This is a genomic window from Parolsenella sp. LCP21S3_E11 (assembly GCF_052118165.1).
Taxonomy (GTDB): Bacteria; Actinomycetota; Coriobacteriia; order Coriobacteriales; family Atopobiaceae; genus Parolsenella.
This window is the reverse complement of record NZ_JBQKHS010000002.1, coordinates 89861-108220: the sequence shown is the minus strand read 5'-3', so window position 1 is coordinate 108220 and position 18360 is coordinate 89861. Positions and strand designations below refer to the sequence as shown.

Below are 18360 nucleotides of genomic sequence, written 5' to 3'. Positions count from 1 at the left end.
CCGTACGCCCGCGCGCACGCGACCGTCCGTCTCCCAGATCCGCCCCTTACGCCCCAACCCAGAGGAGTGACCATGATCATTAACGGCCCCGGCATCTCCTACACCGAGCCTGACATCGGATCCGAGTTCGTCCCCGAGCTTCCGGAGAACCCGCGCCCCAGCATCGTGGCCCTCTGCAAGCACTGCACGAACCGCCTCCTCGGAAAAGACGAGCTTCTGCCCTATGAGTACTGGAGCTTCGCCGAGGCTGCGACTGACGAGCAGGCTGACATGCTCGTCAAGCTCAAGATGCGCCAACCCTACACGCTCGAGGCCGCCGTCAAGGCGACGGGCATCCCGCCGGAGAAGCTCGAACCCATGCTCGACGAGGTCTCCTACGTGGGCCTCCTCGAATACAACTGGGAGAATCCCCAGCATGAGAAGCAGTGGGTTCTCCCCATGCTCGTGCCGGGATCGGCGGAGTTCCTCAACATGCGCTGGAGCCAGCTCGAGGAGCACCCGGTTTTCGCCAAGTTCTTCGAGCAGGCCTCGAAGGGCCCGCTCTCCCGCGCGACACCGCTCGTGCCGCCCGGAGGCGCGGGCATCGGCATGCACGTTATTCCCGTCGAGCGCGCCATCGAGCATGAGAACCAGTCCATCTCCATCGAGCACATCAAGCACTGGCTCGACAAGTACGATGGCAAATACGCCGCCAGCGCCTGCAGCTGCCGCATGAGTCGCCAGCGCATGGGCGAGGGCTGCGGCGATGACTTCAACGACTGGTGCATCGCCGTTGGCGACATGGCGGACTACGTCGTCGAGACGAACCGCGGTCACTACATCACGCGCGAGGAGGCCCTCGACATCTTCCAGCGCGCGGAGGACAACGGCTTCGTCCACCAGATCACCAACATCGACGGCGAGAACAAGATCTTCGCCATCTGCAACTGCAACGTGAACGTCTGCTATGCGCTTCGTACCTCGCAGCTGTTCAACACGCCCAACCTCTCGCGCTCCGCCTACGTCGCCCACACCGATTCTGCCAACTGCGTGGCCTGCGGTCGATGCGTCGAGGTCTGCCCCGCTGGCGCCGTGAAGCTCGGCCAGAAGCTGTGCCAGAAGTCGACTGGCAAGGTGCCTGAGTATCCGCGCCAGGAGCTGCCCGACGCCGTCAAGTGGGGCCCGGAGAAGTGGAGCCCCAACTACCGCAACAGGAACCGCATCGAGACCTACGACACGGGTACCGCTCCCTGCAAGACTGCCTGTCCGGCGCATGTCGCCGTCCAGGGCTACCTCAAGCTCGCGGCGCAGGGCCGCTTTACCGAGGCGCTCGCCCTCATCAAGCGCGAGAACCCGCTGCCTGCCGTCTGTGGTCGCATCTGCAATCGCCGCTGCGAGGACGCCTGCACGCGCGGGCGCGTGGACGAGGCCATCGCCATCGACGAGGTCAAGAAGTTCATCGCCCAACTCGACCTCAACGCCGAGACGCGCTACATCCCGCCCCAGGTCCGCCCGAAGGTGGAGGGCGACTTCGAGGAGAAAATCGCGATCGTCGGTGCCGGTCCCGCGGGCCTCACCTGCGCCTTCTACCTCGCCGAGAAGGGCTACAAGCCCGTCGTGTTCGAGAAGGGCGAGCGCCCCGGCGGCATGCTCACCTACGGCATCCCCGCCTACAAGCTGGGCAAGGACGTCATCCAGGCCGAGGTGGACGTCATCGAGGCCATGGGCGCCGAGTTCCGCTATGGCGTGGAGGTGGGCCGCGACGTGACGCTTGCCCAGCTGCGCGAGCAGGGGTTCAAGGCGTTCTACGTGGCCATCGGATGCCAGGGCGGCCGTCTCGCGGGCGTGCCCGGCGAGGATGCCGAGGGCGTCTCCGTGGCCGTCGACTTCCTGCGCGAGGTCGCGACGGAGCAGCTGACGCGCGGCACGGCGTCACCCGTAAGCGGGAAGGTCGTCGTCGTGGGAGGCGGAAACGTCGCCATCGACGTCGCGCGGACGGCCGCTCGCCTTGGTGCGGAGAGCGTCGAGATGCTCTGCCTCGAATCTCGAGATGTCATGCCCGCCTCGAGCGAGGAGGTTGCCGAGGCAGAGGCCGACGGCGTGCGCCTCTCTTGCGGATGGGGTCCGAAGGAGGTCCTCGCGCGTGACGGCCGCGTGACGGGCATCGTCTTCAAGCGCTGCACACGCGTCTTCGACGAGGACGGCCGCTTCGCTCCCGAGTATGACGAGGATGACACCATCGAGCTTTCCTGCGACCAGGTGGTCATGTCCATCGGCCAGGCCGTCGTGTGGGGAGACCTGCTTGAGGGTAGCGCCGTCGAGCTTGGCCGCGGCTCCGGTGCCGTGGCGGACCCGAAGACCTATCAGACCGCAGAGCCTGACATCTTCGTGGGTGGCGACGTCTACACCGGACCCAAGTTCGCGATTGATGCCATCGCCGCAGGTCATGAGGCGGCGGTCTCCATCCATCGCTTTGTCCAGGGCGGCACGCTCACCATCGGCCGCAATCAGCGCAGCTACGTAGCGCTCGATCGGGACGACGTGGACTTCGGCTCGTATGACACGACGGCTCGCCAGGAGCCCGCGATTGACCACGACCGCGAGAAGGCCGAGCCCTTCGGCGAGTACGTGCGCACCTTTACCGCAGAGCAGGTTAAGGCCGAGACGGCTCGCTGCCTTGGCTGCGGCGCGTCGGTGGTCGACCCCAACAAGTGCATTGGCTGCGGCCTCTGTACTACGAAGTGCGACTTCGACGCCATCCACCTGTTCCGCGAGAAGCCCGAGTGCTCCACGATGGTCAAATACGAGAAGAAGGTGCCGAGCCTGCTTAAGTATGCGGCAAAGCGCCAGATAAAGATCATGTTTGGTGGTAAGGGTAAATAGACCTTGCTGCGCGCCCGCCTGCCGCCCCGCGCCCGGCGGGCGCGCCGTCGTTTGGAGGGGGTGCGCGTGCACGAGCTGGGAATCGTTTTCTACATCATCGATGACGCCAAGAAGGCGGCGACGGACAACGGGCTGACCTCCGTGCGGCGCGTGACGCTCGACCTCGGCGAGGTGTCAGGCGTGGTGCCGGACCTCCTCCAGGATGCCTGGACGTGGGCGTGCAGGCGCGAGCCGATGATGGAGGGGTGCGAGCTCGAGGTCTGCGAGAGGGAGGCAGCGAGCGTCTGCGAGGCATGCGGGACCGAGTACGGAACCGTTGCCCATGGGCGCATCTGCCCCGCGTGCGGCAGCGAACGAACGCACCTGTTGCACGGGCGCGAGGTCATGATTCGCGAGATCGAGGCGTATTAGGCGGCCGCCTTCTCGCGACGGGCGTAGATCTTGCTCGGACGGATGATCATCAGGGCGATGAAGACGAGCACCGTCGTGGAGCCAAGGCTGATGGGATAGATTGCCAGAAGCCTCAGGAACGAGGGCGCGGCGGGTAAGACCACGCTCACCCAGAAGAAGCGCCACCCGCACACGCTTATGGCCGTGATGAGGGCCGGCGGCAGCGAAATGCCAAATCCTCGCAGGTAACCGCTCATGTTCTCGTATGCCATGCTGAACATGTACGACGGGAACAGGACGCACATCCTCAGGTAGCCCAGCTCGACCACCGTGGGGTCGGGGTTGAAGGCCGCCATGATCTGCCTGCCGAATCCCAACAGGATGGCGAGCACGATAAGCTCTGCGACCTCCGCCTCCGCGAATGCGATGAGCAGAATCTTCTTGCAGCGCTTGATCTGGCCGGCACCGTAGTTCTGGCCCACGAAGGTGGTGCAGGCCTGGCTGAACGAGTTTAGAAGGTTGTAGACCACGTACTCGAGCGACAAGACCGCCGAGCTCGCGGCCATGACTTCGGTGCCAAGGCTGTTGATGCAGGCCTGGATGACGATGTTCGCGAGGGAGAAGACCGCGCTCTGGAGGCCCGCAGGCAGACCGATGCGCACGATGCGTCCGAGGACCTGGCGGTCAATGCCGAGCTCGCGGGGGTTCAGGCGGATGGGTGAGTCTATGCGCACGAGGCGCACGAAGAGGATGGCGGCGCTGATCGTGTAGCTGATCGCCGTTGCCGCCGCGGCACCGCCGACTCCCAAGTTCAGCACGGGGATGAACAGGAACACGAGCGCGACGTTGACGAGGGAGGAGAACGCGAGCGCCTGGAGCGGCATCTTCGTGATGCCGACGCTGCGGAAGATTGCCGCCTCGAAGTTATAGAGCATGATGGAGGGCATGCCCAGCAGGTAGACGCGCAGGAAGGTGAGGGCCTGGTCGAGGTTCTCGGGCGGTACGTTGAGGAGGCGGAGGAGGGGCGCGGCAAGCAGCTCTCCTACGAGCGTCACGGCGAGGCCAAAGACGGTGAGCGAGACCGAGCTGTGGACCGCCTTGTGGACGGTGTCCCTGTCGTTCGAGCCGATTGCGTTGGCGATGACGACGTTCGTGCCAAGCGCGATGCCGATGAACAGGTTGAGCAAGAGGCTCGTGATGGGCGTGTTCGAGCCGACGGCGGCCATGGCGGCGGGGCCGGCCTCGCCGGAGAGGTGGCCGACCATCATCGTGTCGATGAGGGAGCTCATCTGCTCGAGGATGCCGGTGAGCGCGACGGGCAGGGCGAAGGCGGGGATCGTGCGCCAGAGCGAGCCGTGAAGCATGTCGAGCCTGCGACGGCTACCGGCGGAGTGCTTCTCGTTCGTCTCTTCGCTCTGAATCGCGCTCGTCTCTACGCCCATGCCACCTAGCCCTCCGCGTGCACCCTGTTCGACAGCTCTAGTCTAGACGCGTCGCGCCTGCGTACGCAACGCTTTTGGGGGACTGAGGGCGGATTTGTAACGGGTGCGCGGCGGCGTGCCTGCATGCGGTGCGTGCGAGCCCGTGCGCGGCCGGCGGTGCGCCCGTGCGCGGCGCACCCTACAGGCAGTCGTAGGCGATATCGGCGAACTCGTCGATGACGTGCCAGCGCTGCGGACTCGCGGGCAGGCAGAGGCTGATCGGGTAGCTTGCGCTCGGGCCCAGGTCATAAAGCAGGAGCTCGCGGCGCTGAAGCCTGCTCGTAATGACGTCGAGCAGGTTGAGGGGGCAGATGCAGGCACCGATTCCGTTCAGGGCCAGCGCCAGCAGCGTGTCCATGTTGCGCGAGCTCGCGCGAACGATCGGCTTGAACCCGGACCTGCCAAATAGCTCGCTCGCGATGATGCCCGTGACGTCCTCCGGTGGGCTCGCTACGAACGGGCATGTGGCGAGAGGGGAGAGGTCTCCCTCGGAGAGTGGCTTCGCGATGCCGTGCTTGTCGATGCCGACGTTCTGTAGGAGCCCCTCGCTCACCAGGAGCGCCGTCTGCTCGCGGTAGAGCGGGGTGGCCTCGATGCCGGGCACGGGGTGCCCCGCGACGCCGATGGCCACGTCGATCTTGCCCTCAGCGAGCGCGACCATGATGCCGTCGTTGTCGTTCTCGAGGATCCTTATCGCGACGTTCGGGTATTTCTTGCCGAGTGCCGGCGCGATACGGGGGAGGACCGCACGTCCGCGGGTGAAGGATACACCGATGCGCAGCGTGCCAGTCTGCTCTGCGGAGTCGCCGGCGAGCTGACGTCTGAGGCTGCGCATCTCCGCGGAGAGCCGTTCGCAGTAGGCGAGGAAGGTGTCGCCCTGGTGCGTGAGCCGCAGGGGGACGGAGCGCTCGATAAGGGTGCATCCGAGCTCGCGCTCGACTCCGGCGATATGCGCGGAGAGCGTCTGTTGCGTCACGTGCAGCCGCTCCGCCGCCTTCGTGAAGCTGCGCTCCTTGGCGATTGCCTTGAAGTATTCCGCCGTCTGGAAGTTCATCTCGTCTCCCCGCCCACGCGACCTGAAAAAGGGACAGTCCCTTTTGCAGGGTTGACAAAGTTGACAAAGGGACTGTCCCTTTGTCAACTCGTGGCCACAAGTATAGATTGTGGCAATCACTAGAAGCAACAGTTTGAACGTGTGGATATCGGGGCGCATAGTGGGGTGTCAAGCGGGCGGAGAGAGACCCGCGGCGACGTGGATGTGGAGGATGCCTTGGCGGAGATCGTGGTTCTCGGGGCGTTTTGTGCGGAGCTCATCGCCTGCGTGGCGCTTGGCGTTCCCATGCCGTTCGCGCTCCTTGTGGGTCTCGTCATGTTCTGCGGCTATGGTCGCTATCGTGGCCATGGCGCCCGCGAGCTCGCCCGCATGTGCGCGGACGGCGTCTGCTCCGCGAGTGGTGTGATCCAGTCGTTCATCCTCATCGGTGCCCTTACGGCGCTGTGGCGCGCCTGCGGCACGGTCTCCCAGATCGTGGTCATGGTGACCCCGCTCGTGACCCCGGCAACCGCGCCCCTTTCGGTCTTCCTGCTCTGCTCGCTCATGTCGTTTCTCACGGGCACTGCGTTTGGCACGTCCGCCACGATGGGCGTGGTTAGCATGACGATGGCGAGCTCCATGGGTGCGAACCCGCTGGTCTGCGGTGGAGCGGTGCTTGCCGGCGCCTACTTTGGAGACCGCTGCTCCCCGATGAGCTCGAGCGCCCTTCTCGTCCGTTCGGTCACCGGCACCAGGATGCCTGACAACTTCAAGGCCATGATGCGCTCCTCGGCGGTCCCCTTCGTGGGTGCGGTCGCGATTTACGCCGCGGCTGGCCTACTCCTCCGCCCGAGCGGTTCGTTTGGCTCCGCCTCTACCGCCACGGCACTGGCCGCTTACTTCGACCAGGACATCGTCGCCCTGCTGCCTGTGGTTCCCGTCATCGTTTTCCCGCTCATGCATATCGGCATGAAGCGCTCGATGATGGCGAGCATCGTGGTCGCGGCCCTCGTGTGCGTTGTCTTCCGCGGCATCGCGCCGATGGATGTCGCCGCTTTCAGCCTGCTTGGCTTCCGCACCTCGAACCCGCTCGTCTCGAGGCTCATGTCGGGCGGTGGCGTCGTCTCGATGCTCAACGTGACCGCGATCGTGTGCCTGGCCTCGTCCTTCGTCGGCCTCTTCGAGGGAACCGGTCTTCTTGATGGCGTCCGTAACCATATGGAGGAGGTCGCGGACAGGATCACCCCCTTCGGAGCAATCCTCGCGGTGACGGTGCCGGCGAGTATGGTTGCCTGCAACCAGACGCTTGGCATCATGCTCGCGAGCCAGCTCTGCGAGAACGTCGAGCCCAACAAGCGCTCACTGGCCCTCGCCCTCGAGGACTCTGCCGTGGTCATATCGCCCCTGGTGCCGTGGTCGATCGCCTGCACCGCGGTCATGACGATGTGCGGCGCCCCCTCGGCCTGCTGGGTCACCGCGGTCTATCTGTGGTTCATCCCCCTCTGGCACCTGCTCTGCAGCCTGCGCTCGCAGCGCACCGGTCGTCTTGTCCCGGCGATTGCCTGCGAGTAGCGCCGGCGGCGACGCAGTGGCGACGCGGCCGATGTCGCGCCGGCCTGCCGCGTGTCGCGTGACGGGCTGCCGCGTATTGCGCCGGGCTGCCGCGTGTCGCACCGCGTGCCTAGAAACGAAAACCTACCTCTTGTAAGGAATCGGGCTCGATTTCGGCCTCGAAACCTGACAAGAGGTAGGTATTAGCGATTTGAGGGACCCGACGCTGGGGTGGCCGCGAACCGCGAGTCCCGCCGCCGCTGCGAAAAGTTGACAAAGGGACTGTCCCTTTGTCAACTCCCGCCGCGCGCTACTTCCTCGGGCGGTAGGCGGGGTCGACCTCCTGCAGCTCGGCGAAGGAGTCGATCTCGATGATGTGCGATGGGTCGCACTCGCGCACGTGCACGTCGTAGTTCTCGGCAAGGACGCGGCAGGGCACGTCGTCCCAGAAGATTTGGCGGTTCTCGTCAGACATCTCGAACGCGACGGGCAGGTCGCGAGCGAGCTTGGCGCCGTCCTCGGCCGTCCAGTAGGAGAGGCCGACCATCTGCCAGCAGTCGCGTCCGAGGTCCTTGGCGAGCTTCGTGATGCGGCCGCTCTCGTCCGTCTCGAAGTACCAGTCGAGCGTCTCGTCAACGGGGAATCCCAGGTAGCTGCTCCGATACTGGTACTTGCTGATGTAGCGCGGGTCCGTGAGGTAGAGGTCTGACTCGAAGGCGTAGGCGTTCTGGAAGCACTCGGGCACGGCCTTGACCGCCGCCACGGCGGAGGAGATGTTGTTCGTCTCGGCGTAGATGGGGTTGTCGATGAAGTGGATTCCGGGGTATTGCTTGAGCAGGACGTCGAACTCGTCCGGCAGGTAGCCGCGGATGACGTAGATCTCCTCGATGCCCGCGGCAAGCACGGCGTCAATCAGGCGCTCGATGAAGCGCTTGCCGTGGACGCGCACGAGTGGCTTGGGCGTGTTGACCGTGATCGGCAGCATGCGCGAGCCAAAGCCCGCTGCGAAGAAGACCGCTCGACGCGCGCGATAGGGCTCGAGTGACATGAAGCCCGCCGTGGTGAGCGAGGCACCCACGCTCGTGCGGTTGACGAGGCCCTCGTCTGCGAGCTGCGCAAGCATGGGGGCGTCCGCCTCGTTGCTCCTCCCTCCTTCGACGGCGACGAGCGCGTCGAACTCGGGGCGCGTGAGGGCGTGGAGGTTCTTGCAGCTCTCGTCCAGCATCTCCTGCGCGGCGGCACTGAATTCCTTCGCGGCGTCATACCAGATGCGCGTCCACTTGCCCACCGGCGCGCCCTTGCACTCCTTGAAGAGCGCCCAGACGTACCAGTACCAGCCCACGACAGCCACGCATGCGGTGCAGTGCAGCAGCTCCTCGTCGGTCGCCTCCCGGCCGAAGTAGTAGGGCAGCACCTCGAGCGCGCGCTTGACGCTATAGCCCGAGCCCTGCGCGATGAAGTTGCCAAAGTCGCAGCCGTAGTCGCCCATGGCCGCGTACTCCCAGTCGATGAGGCAGATGTCGTCACCGGTAACGAGGAGGTTCGGGCCGTAGAAGTCGTTGTGGCACAGGACCGGGGTGCCTGCGCCGGTGCGCATCGGGCCGACGAGCTTGCCGATTTGCTCTGCGAGCTCGTCGAAATCCGCAGGCAGCGGCCAGCCCTCCTCCTCGAGCAGGTGCCAGATCCGCTTCGCCTCGTCGTAGAAGTCGAACTTCCAGGGCGAGGTGGCGCCGGACGCGTGGAGCGAGCGCGCGATCTCGAGCGCGTGCCTGACCTCGTCCTCGTTCTCATAGTCGAGCTCGTGGCAGCCCTCGATGAAGCGGCTGAGCTTCCAGCCGGTCTTGGGGTCCTCGTAGATGAAGCTCGAATCAAGGCCCAGGTCAGAGGCGATGCCGAGGGCGTAGGTCTCCGCCTCGCGGTTGATGATCTCGTCCGTGCCGGCGCCGGGGTGACGGTATACGTAGCGCACGCCCTTACAGGTGAAGAGGACGGACAGGTTCGTGAGGCCCGAGTCGAGCGGGCGGACGTCCGTGATGTCGTCGCGGCCGCAGCTGAGCGTGCGGCAGATGTTGTCGAGGATCGCGGAATCGACGTTCTCCATGAAGGCGGTGTCGAAGGCGCAGAGATCGCCGAGGTAGTCGAACTCGTGGATCGTGTCGCGAGTGAGCTTGCGGGCGAACATGTGCAGTTCGTCGACGTGCTCGATGAAGATGGTCTCCCAGAGCTTGCCCTCGGTCTCGGGGAGGTTGTACTCGTCTTCGAGGATGTCGAGGTAGTCGTCGGCGAAGTCCTGGTCAAGGTAGGCCGGGCCCTCCATGCGCCAGGCGACGTCAGTGTCCTTGCGCGCGGCGACGATGAGGTCGTTGGCGCCGAGGTCGAATGCCTGCTTGGCGCCCTTGCCCTGGGTGCGCACGGCCACGCAACTGGAGCGGTACTCGTACGGGTGGAAGAGGTTTTCCTCGTAATACTGGTCCGCCGGGCAGACGTAGGTGTTGCCAAGGTAGCTGCGCGCGCTCCAGAGCGACGCGTGGTTGTTCCTGGTGGCGTATTCCGTCGTCTGGACGAGCTTTACGCCGAGCTTGTCCTCGAGGTAGTAGAAGCTCTCCTTCATCGGTCCGACGACCACGTGGATGTCCTCGACGCCCGCCTCGCGCAGCTGGCGGATGAGACGTTCGATGAGGACCTCGCCCCTCACGCGGAAGAGCGCCTTGGGACGCTCGAAGGAGAGCGGCGCGAAGCGCCTGCCGATGCCCGCGGCGAGGATGATGGCGCCGCGTACGCGGAACGGCTCGAGCGCCTCGCGCCCGGCGTCGGTGATGGAAAGGTCGCTCGCGACGAGGCCGGCTTCCGTCAGCGCGCGAACGGCCTTGTTGACCGAGCCGAGCGAGATGCCGGCGTTGGCGACGATGTCTCGCTGTGTGGTCGCGGGCTTGGTGGCCAGCGAGGAGAGAACGCGGAACTGGATGTGTGAAATCATTGACGGTCCTTCGTTTGTTGGAAAAGTTGACAAAGGGACAGTCCCTTTGTCAACTTTTTGGGCGTGATGGCGGGCGGGTGGGCTAGCAGGCTCCGTGGCCGAGCATGCCGCGGGCGATCGCGGCGGCTACGCCCTGGTGCTGCGGGCGATACGGGCGGCCTTGGAGGAGGAGCTCCTCGACCTTGATGCGCTCGAGCTCGGCGGTGGGCACCTCGTAGGGGTTCTCGGAGAGAATCACCATGTCGGCGAGCTTGCCGGCCTCGAGAGAACCGCGGTCGCGCTCGTCGAAGGTGACCCAAGCGCCGTTGTAGGTCGCGGCCCTGAGCGCCTCGCGGATGGTAAGAGACTGGCCGGGCGTGCTGTTGTTGCAGGCGCGATGCAGCCAAAGGATTGGGTCGGGGTCCGTGCAGGGCGCGTCCGAGCCGAGGGAGATCACGATGCCGGCGTCCGCGATGTCGCGAAGCGGGTTCAGGCGGCCGACGCGCTCCTCGCCAAGGAGCTCGACGAGGTAGGACTCGGGCTCCTGCGGCCAGTCGATGAAGGAGGACTGCATCGGGAAGTGGATGCCATGGCTCGCGCAGAGGGCGATGCCCTCGGGCGTGGGCAGGTTATCGTGGATGATGCCGTGGCGGGCGTCCTCGCGCGGGAACTCGTCGAGCGCGGTGGCGAGACAGCGGGCCGCCTGGTCGAACGCGGCGTCGCCGATGGCGTGGACCTCGATCTGGAGGCCGGCGCGGTTGGCGGCGCGGCAGAACTCGAGGACCTGCTCGTCGGTGTAGTAGAGGACGCCCTTGTCGTCGGTGCCCTCATAGGGCTCGTGCATCGCGGCGTCCTTCGAGCCAAAGCAGCCGTCGAGCGCGCAGGCGAAGCAGCCGCCGATGCGCGGCAGGTGGCGCTTGGTGGCAACCCTCGGGTCGAGCGACTGCGGGAAGACGCGGATCTGGAAGCCGCTCTGGGCGCTCTTGGCGAGCCACTGCTCGAGCGATATGTCGAGGTCTCCGGTGAACCCTACACCCGAGACATCGTGGACCATGCCGATGCCCCTGCTGGCGAGGTAGTCCATCGCGTGTTGGATGTTCTTGACGAGCTCGGGGATGGAGAGCGAATCGGTGATGAAGTTCGAGACCGCGAAGAAGGCCTCCTGGTTCATCTCGCCCGTGTTCGGGTGGTAGCCGCGGAGGACGGAGACCTTGTCCTCGACCTTCCTGAGCAGGGGAGTGTTGACGACGCAGGCGTGACCGTCGTACTTCACGATCATGAGCGGGCGGTCTGGGCAGACGGCGTCGAGCTCCTCGCGCGTGACGAGGCGGCCCTCCTCGACAGAGTAGGGCGAGGCGCCGAAGGCGATGAGGATCTTTGCGGATGACCTGGCGGCGAACTCGCTCACCATCTCGCAGATCTGGACGTTCGTGCGGGCGTTCATGACGTTGAGGCCGGCGTTGAACGTGGCGAAGCTAGCGAGGTGCTCGTGCGTGTCGACGAAGCTCGGGCAGAGAGTGCGGCCGGCAAGGTCGACGCGCTCGCCGGTGGCGTAGCGTTCGGGCAGGTTATTGCCCACGTAGACGATGCGGCCGCCGTCTTCGACGAGGTAACGCGCCACGTCGTCCGTGGCGTTGACCGTGAGGATGGTGCCTTCGTAGACCTTCATACGTGTGTCCTTACGTGTGGGCACGGGCGTGCCGTGAGGGCTTGTGACATGGGCGCCGCGAGCGGCGTGCGGCGGTCATCCGGCGCTCGTGCGATGGCGGGTGCCGGGCGACCGCTGCCTCATGCGGCCCGCCCCGTGTGGGCGCGAGCCTTTGTTCACGAATAGTGTTCACATGTGTAAGTAGTCTGTAAAGAGTGAACATGAAAAAGAAGCGGCGAACGTGCCGGCTCATTCCCGGAACGGTTCTTTTGGGCGGAGCCGGGCGCCGCTCGGATGCGGACGTGGCGATACGCGGGTCTCGCACAGCTGCCGCGCGCCGTCGCCTGGCTTCGCGCTATACTTCCTTCTACCTATGAAATCTCATGGGCCGCCGGCTTCCCGGTGGCTTGGTGGCCGGTGCAGCCGGCCAAACGAGAGGAGAGACGCATGGCCGATCCCATTCCCGGCACCCTCCGGGTCTCTAACGACGTCATCGCTGACCTCGCCGGTTACGCCGCGTTCGAGTGCTACGGCGTCGTGGGCATGGCCTACACGGATGCCCAGGACAACATCGTTCGTCTGCTGTCGCTCGGCAGCCTCCGCAAGGGCATCGACGTCACTGTGGTGGATGGTCGCGTCAAGGTCGACCTCCACACCGTCCTCGAGCAGGGCGTCAACATGGCGAGCGTCTCCCGCAACCTCGAGAGCGCCGTTCGCTTCACGCTCAAGGAGGTCGCGGAGATCGACAACGCAGACGTCACGGTCCACGTCGAGGACCTTCGCGCCAACAGGTAGCGCCCACTCGGTCCGGGGCTATCTCGGGCCGTACCCTTGGCCCGGGTCATCTCGGGTCGTCGCACGACGCCCGCAAGCGGGCACCAACGCCGCTAAGGCAATCGATATGGAGAGAGTCCCAAACATGATTTCCAACGTGATTCGCTCGTGCTTCCCCGTCGCCACCAAGGCTGTGGTCGACAAGTCGGAAGACATCAACAAGCTCAACGTCTTCCCCGTGCCCGATGGCGACACCGGCACCAACATGTCGCTCACGCTCGGCACCGTCGTCCGCGAGGTCGAGGCGCTTCCCGCAGACGCGGACATGGAGGCCGTTGCCAAGGCGATCACGCACGGTTCCCTCATGGGCGCTCGCGGCAACTCCGGCGTCATCACGAGCCAGATTCTTCGCGGCATGGCGGAGGGCCTCGTCGGTTCTCGCGAGCCCGTCACTGCGGCGGACATCGCGGCGGCATTCCGCAACAGCGTGAAGGTCGCCTTCAAGGCGGTCCGCAAGCCGGTCGAGGGCACGATCCTCACCGTCATCCGCGACATGTCGACGCGCGCCGACCGCTGCGAGAAGGAGAAGATGCCGGTCCCCGAGATGCTCGAGGCCCTCGTCGTCGAGGCGTATGAGTCCGTCGCCCGCACGCCTGACCTCCTGCCCGTCCTCAAGGAGAACGGCGTCGTCGACTCCGGTGCCTACGGCTTCGCCACCTTCGTCGAGGCCTTCGTCAACGCCGCCCTCGGCAAGTCCGGCAAGATCGACTTCGAGACCTCCGTCGCCTCCGCCTCCTCCGCGCACGGCGCCGCTGACGCCCGCGTCGCCATCGAGCTCAACGATGACTGGGAGGGCTCGGAGTACACCTACTGCAACGAGTTCCTCTTCAAGGCCGAGGAGGGCTTCGATCCCGACGCCGCCCTCTCGTACCTCGCCACGCTCGGTGATTGCGAGCTCGTCGTCGGTTCCTTCCCGGACTTCAAGGTCCACGTCCACTCCAACGAGCCCAACCGCGTGCTCGAGTACATGCTCAAGTACGGTCAGGTCTACGAGGTCTTCATTCACAACATGGTGATGGAGGCCCACGATCGCACGGCCAGCATCGCCGCCGACCAGGCTGCCGCCGCTCCCGCGGAGCCCAAGAAGCCCCTCGGCTTCGTTGCCGTCGCCGCCGGTGCCGGTGAGGCTGACATCCTCAAGTCCCTCGGCGTCGACGTCGTGGTCTCTGGCGGCCAGACGATGAATCCTTCCACGGCCGACATCCTTGATGCCGCCGCCTCCGCCAACGCGGAGCACGTCATCGTCCTGCCCAACAACGGCAACATCCGCATGGCCGCGGAGGCCGCCGCGAGCGCCTCTGAGGACTTTGAGATCATCGTCGTTCCTACCAAGACCGTGCCGCAGGCGTTCGCCGCCATGTTCGCCGTCGACGTCGAGGCTAGCGCCGAGGACAACGCCGAGGCCATGGTCGAGGCCATCGCCGAGGTCCGCGACGGCGAGGTCACCCACGCCGTTCGTGATTCCCAGGCCGCTGACGGCACCCCGATCCACGACGGCGACATCATGGGCATCGCCGGTGGCGACATCGCCATCGTCGGCTCTGACGTCGAGCAGGTCACTCTCGACCTCATCGCCAAGATGCAGGACGAGGAGGAGGGCGACACCCTCACCATCCTCGCTGGCGAGGACATGGACGAGGAGCGCTTCGACGCCCTGTGCAGCCGCATCGAGGAGGCCCAGCCTGACCTCGAGATCGACGCTCATCGTGGCGGCCAGCCGCTCTACCCGGTCATCTTCTCGATCGAGTAGCCTTCCGGGGCTCGTGTGACCGGCACCTCCGGCGACCTCGCCCGCGCGGCGGGGACCATTCCAGACATAGGCGAGGCGTCGCTGCGCCTCGCGCGCACGCGGGCGTGGGACGGCGATGTCTCGCGCCTGCGTTTTGCTCGAGGGTCTCGCGCTGAGGCCCTCGAACGCCTTGGCGTGGAGAGCGTCCGAGACGCGCTTCTCCACATTCCGCATCGCTACCTCGACTTCACGCGCATCACGAAGGTCGCCCAGGCGGACGTGGGCGCCGAGGTCACGTGCGTGGGTGTTATCGACAAGGTGACGCTCAAGCGCCCGCGCCCGCGCCTCCAGATCGTCGAGGTCGCGCTTATCGACGAGACGGGCGTGCTCATGTGCGCCTTCTTCAAGCAGCCTTGGCTCGCCGACCAGCTCCATCATGGCGATACGCTCGCGGTTTCCGGCAAAGTTACCTTTGCGTATGGCTTCAAGCAGATGACACCACAGTTCCACGAGGTTGTGGCGCGCGAGGGGGAGGCCGCCTCCCCGTCTGCGTTCGCGCGCCTGCTACCCGTGCATTCCGTTTCCGAGGGGCTGACGCCGGCTTGGATGCGTCGCATCGAGAGCGTCGCGCTCGCTGACTGGGGTGACGCCTGCGACTTCATGCCCGCCAGGCTCGTCGCGGCCCGCGGTCTCATGACCGAGGCGCGTGCCATCCGCGAGGCGCACTTCCCCTGCGCTTCGCACGCCGCCGAGCGTGCCCGCCGTCGTTTCGCCTATGACGAGCTGCTCTGCCTGCAGACGGCCCTTCTCGCGCGTAGACAGATCGAGCTCGCGGGGCTCTCGGCCCATGCGCATGTGACGTCCGGCCCCCACGTCGAGGCCCTGCTCGCCGCTCTTCCGTTCGAGCTCACGGGCGAGCAGCGTGCCGCCGCGGATGAGATTCTCGCTGACATGGCTGCCGCAACGCCCATGAACCGCCTGCTTCTGGGGGATGTGGGCACGGGCAAGACGGCCGTCGCCGCAGTCGCCCTCGCCGCCGTCGCAGATAGCGGCACCCAGGCCGCCGTCATGGCGCCCACGAGCGTCCTCGCGCGCCAGTACGCCGAGAAGCTCGGCCCAGTCTTCGATGCCGCGAACATCACCTGGGCCCTCGTGACGGGTTCGACGCCTTCCGCCGAGCGCTCGTCCACGGCCGTCTCGCTCGCAGCCGGCGACACCTGCGTGCTCTTTGGCACGACGGCAGTGCTCGGCGAGGATCTTGCGTTCGCGGACCTCTCGCTTGTCGTCGTAGACGAGCAGCATCGCTTCGGCGTGGGCCAACGCTCGCGTCTGCGCTCGAAGGGCGCAGCACCCGACCAGCTTACGATGACGGCAACGCCCATCCCGCGCACGCTCGCGCTTTCCGTCTATGGCGACCTTGCCTGCTCGCGCATCACGGAGCGTCCGCATGCGGGGGCCGGCATCACCACGAAGCTCCTCACGCCGGAGAACGCGGATGTCGCCCATTCCGCCATCGCGGAGGCCATCGCCGCGGGTCATCAGGCTTATGTGATCTGTCCGCTTGTCGACGATGCGGATGACGGCTCCGAGCTCGACGACGTGCCTGCCGAGGAGCTCGCGCGCACGGAGGCCAAGCCACACTCCGCGCAGGCGACCTTCGAGCGCCTTCGCGACAGGGTGTTCCGCGGTGCGAGCGTGGGCCTGCTCACCGGCCGCATGACGCCGGCGGAGAAGGACGAGGCGATGGCCGCGTTTCGTTCCGGCGCCACGCAGGTGCTCGTGTCGACGACGGTCGTGGAAGTGGGCGTTGACGTGCCCAACGCCACGGTCATGATGGTGTGGGACGCCGACCGCTTTGGCCTCGCGACCCTTCACCAGCTGCGCGGGCGCGTCGGGCGAGGGAATGATCCGGGCACCGTCTATCTTGTCTCTGCGGCACGCGGCACGAGTCCGGCGAAGAGACGCCTCTCCGCGCTCGAACGGACGAGCGATGGCTTCGAGCTCGCAGAGACCGACCTGCGCCTTCGCCACGAAGGCGAGGTTCTGGGATACCGCCAGAGCGGCGGCGTGACGCTCCGGCACGTGGACCTGATCGCGGACGCTGACCTCGTAGAGGCCGCTCACGCGGACGCGCTCGAGCTCGTCTCGGCGGACCCGTCGCTTTCTGGGTCGAGAAACGCGCCGCTCTCGCGAGAGGTCCGCAGGAGGTTCGGGGCATATTTCAAGGGAGAAAGGGGAGACCAATGAGGATTGTAGGCGGCGAATGGAAGGGGCGCCCGATCGAGGCACCCGAGGGCCGCGACGTCACGCGTCCGACCACCGATCGCGTCCGCGAGGCGGTTTCCTCCATGATTCTGTCCGCGCGCGGGCTGTCGCTCGAGTGCTCTCGCGCGCTTGACGCGTTCGCGGGGTCTGGCGCCCTCGGGCTCGAGATGCTCAGCCGCGGCGCCTCGTGGTGCACGTTCGTTGACCTCGACCGCGACGCCTGCGCGCGCGTTCGCAGGAACGCGGCGTCGCTCGGCGCCGATCCGATGAGGTACAACGTTGTGCGCGGCGACTCCGCGAGGCTCGCCGCTGGTGGCAGGATTGCCGGCGCGCCCTTCGACATCGTGCTGCTTGACCCGCCGTATGCCACTGAGGCCACCGATGTCGCCGCCTTCGTGGAGTCTCTCGATTCCACGGGTCTCCTCACGGAGGACGCTATCATCCTGTACGAGCGCGGCTCGAACCGGCCCACGATCGAACCTTCCGGTTTCGTGCCGCTCAAGCAGAAACGCTACGGGCACACGTCCGTTGACCTGCTGGGAAGGGACAAGTAGCTCATGGAGAACTCTCACGTGAACCGTATCGAGCACGTTGTGGTGCCGGGCACCTTCGACCCCATCACCTACGGCCACATCGACGTCGTCCGCCGTGCGCGCCGCATTGCCGGTCGCGTGACCGTTGCCGTGGCGGCGAGCCTTGGCAAGAACGGCACTGGTCCCAAGTTCACGTTGGACGAGCGCGTTGAGCTTGCCCGTCAGGCCCTGGCGGACGAGGGCGTGAGCGAGGGCGTCGACGTGCGCCCGCTCACAGGACTCCTCGTCGACTTCTGTCATGAGATCGGTGCGGGCGCCGTGGTCAAGGGCCTGCGCGCGATGACGGACTTCGAGTACGAGCTCCAACAGGCGGACCTCAACTCCCGCCTCGCGCCGGACGTTGAGAGTATCTTCGTGATGAGTAGTCCTGAGTACGGGTACGTGTCGAGCTCTATCGTTCGCCAGCTCGCTGGCCTTGGCGCGGACGTTTCGATGCTCGTTCCGCCCTGCGTCGTGGAGGCCCTCCGCGCGAGGTTCTAACCGCCGCGCGAGGTTGCGCGGACGCAGGTGGTGTGCGCGTAGGCGTGCGTGGCACGTGCGGCGTGCGCACGGGCGGCGCGCTCCCGCGTCTGACGACGCCGCCCCGGCCGGCGATGCCACCGCGTGCTGCTGCTTCGCCGAGACACGCAGTTCTTCGAGGTATCGGCGCCGGAACGCGGCCATAGCTCGAGAAGGTGTGGGTTTCGGCGAGCGCGCCTCCGCAGCGAAAGCCAGGCGACACACATTGGGGCGCTATCTGTGTCGAAACCCCGCCAGCGTTTCCCTCTCTGCCGCGCCGCCTCACTAGAACCCACCTCTTGTAACGTTTCGGTCCCGAAAAACGCCCCGAACCCTTACAAGAGGTGGGTTTTCTCGCCCACTCCTCCCGTGAGCCCGCACCCGCCCGCACGGCGACGCGCTTGCGCCATCCCCAGCCCGCGAACGCCGACGCGTTCCGGCCGGCGATGCCCTACGTCTGGCGATGCCGCCGCGCGCTGCTGTGGTGGGGCGCTCCTGCGCCTGGCGACGCCGCCCCGGC

12 protein-coding genes are annotated in these 18360 nt (G+C 66.1%); 8 read left to right on the top strand and 4 right to left on the bottom strand.

The window, feature by feature from the left end:
• Nucleotides 1–72: 72 nt before the first annotated feature.
• Nucleotides 73–2862 carry an FAD-dependent oxidoreductase gene (locus tag ACTQ1Z_RS04015; RefSeq protein WP_441858935.1) on the top strand — a complete coding sequence of 930 codons (2790 nt, stop codon included), beginning with the start codon at nucleotides 73–75 and terminating at the stop codon, nucleotides 2860–2862.
• A 66-nt stretch (nucleotides 2863–2928) separates the two neighbouring features.
• A complete protein-coding gene (locus ACTQ1Z_RS04010; protein ID WP_293813920.1) occupies nucleotides 2929–3273 on the top strand; it encodes a hydrogenase maturation nickel metallochaperone HypA/HybF in 345 nt (114 codons plus the stop codon).
• On the opposite strand, the gene ACTQ1Z_RS04005 is transcribed toward ACTQ1Z_RS04010, so the two are convergent.
• The gene (locus ACTQ1Z_RS04005) at nucleotides 3270–4694 is read right to left on the bottom strand and encodes an MATE family efflux transporter (protein ID WP_441858932.1); all 1425 of its coding nucleotides are present in this window, start codon (nucleotides 4692–4694) and stop codon (nucleotides 3270–3272) included. The genes ACTQ1Z_RS04010 and ACTQ1Z_RS04005 overlap by 4 nt on opposite strands.
• Before the next feature lie 178 nt (nucleotides 4695–4872).
• Nucleotides 4873–5787: a LysR family transcriptional regulator gene (locus ACTQ1Z_RS04000; RefSeq protein ID WP_441858930.1), complete on the bottom strand. Its 915-nt coding sequence runs from the start codon at nucleotides 5785–5787 to the stop codon at nucleotides 4873–4875.
• Between the two features lie 216 nt (nucleotides 5788–6003).
• Between ACTQ1Z_RS04000 and ACTQ1Z_RS03995 the strand changes: the two genes are divergently transcribed.
• The gene (locus ACTQ1Z_RS03995; RefSeq protein ID WP_441858928.1) at nucleotides 6004–7338 is read left to right on the top strand and encodes a Na+/H+ antiporter NhaC family protein; all 1335 of its coding nucleotides are present in this window, start codon (nucleotides 6004–6006) and stop codon (nucleotides 7336–7338) included.
• A 289-nt stretch (nucleotides 7339–7627) separates the two neighbouring features.
• On the opposite strand, the gene ACTQ1Z_RS03990 is transcribed toward ACTQ1Z_RS03995, so the two are convergent.
• Together ACTQ1Z_RS03990 and ACTQ1Z_RS03985 are read right to left on the bottom strand one after the other, a co-directional pair.
• Entirely contained in the window at nucleotides 7628–10294 is a 2667-nt protein-coding gene (locus ACTQ1Z_RS03990) for an NTP transferase domain-containing protein (RefSeq protein ID WP_441858926.1), read from the bottom strand.
• An 82-nt stretch (nucleotides 10295–10376) separates the two neighbouring features.
• Entirely contained in the window at nucleotides 10377–11942 is a 1566-nt protein-coding gene (locus ACTQ1Z_RS03985) for an amidohydrolase (protein ID WP_441858924.1), read from the bottom strand.
• A gap of 426 nt (nucleotides 11943–12368) precedes the next feature.
• Here ACTQ1Z_RS03985 and ACTQ1Z_RS03980 point away from each other — a divergent pair, with 426 nt between their 5' ends.
• The 5 genes from ACTQ1Z_RS03980 (at nucleotide 12369) to coaD (ending at nucleotide 17822) form a co-directional block, all read left to right on the top strand.
• Entirely contained in the window at nucleotides 12369–12716 is a 348-nt protein-coding gene (locus tag ACTQ1Z_RS03980; RefSeq protein WP_293813926.1) for an Asp23/Gls24 family envelope stress response protein, read from the top strand.
• Nucleotides 12717–12840: 124 nt separating this feature from the next.
• Nucleotides 12841–14505, top strand: coding sequence for a DAK2 domain-containing protein (locus tag ACTQ1Z_RS03975; protein WP_441858922.1), 1665 nt, complete (start codon nucleotides 12841–12843; stop codon nucleotides 14503–14505).
• Nucleotides 14506–14520: 15 nt separating this feature from the next.
• A complete protein-coding gene (locus ACTQ1Z_RS03970; protein ID WP_441858920.1) occupies nucleotides 14521–16731 on the top strand; it encodes an ATP-dependent DNA helicase RecG in 2211 nt (736 codons plus the stop codon).
• Entirely contained in the window at nucleotides 16728–17303 is a 576-nt protein-coding gene (gene rsmD, locus ACTQ1Z_RS03965; protein ID WP_343004931.1) for a 16S rRNA (guanine(966)-N(2))-methyltransferase RsmD, read from the top strand. Before ACTQ1Z_RS03970 ends, rsmD begins: the two co-directional genes overlap by 4 nt.
• Nucleotides 17304–17306: 3 nt before the next feature.
• A complete protein-coding gene (gene coaD / locus ACTQ1Z_RS03960; protein ID WP_320679838.1) occupies nucleotides 17307–17822 on the top strand; it encodes a pantetheine-phosphate adenylyltransferase in 516 nt (171 codons plus the stop codon).
• Nucleotides 17823–18360: the final 538 nt, after the last annotated feature.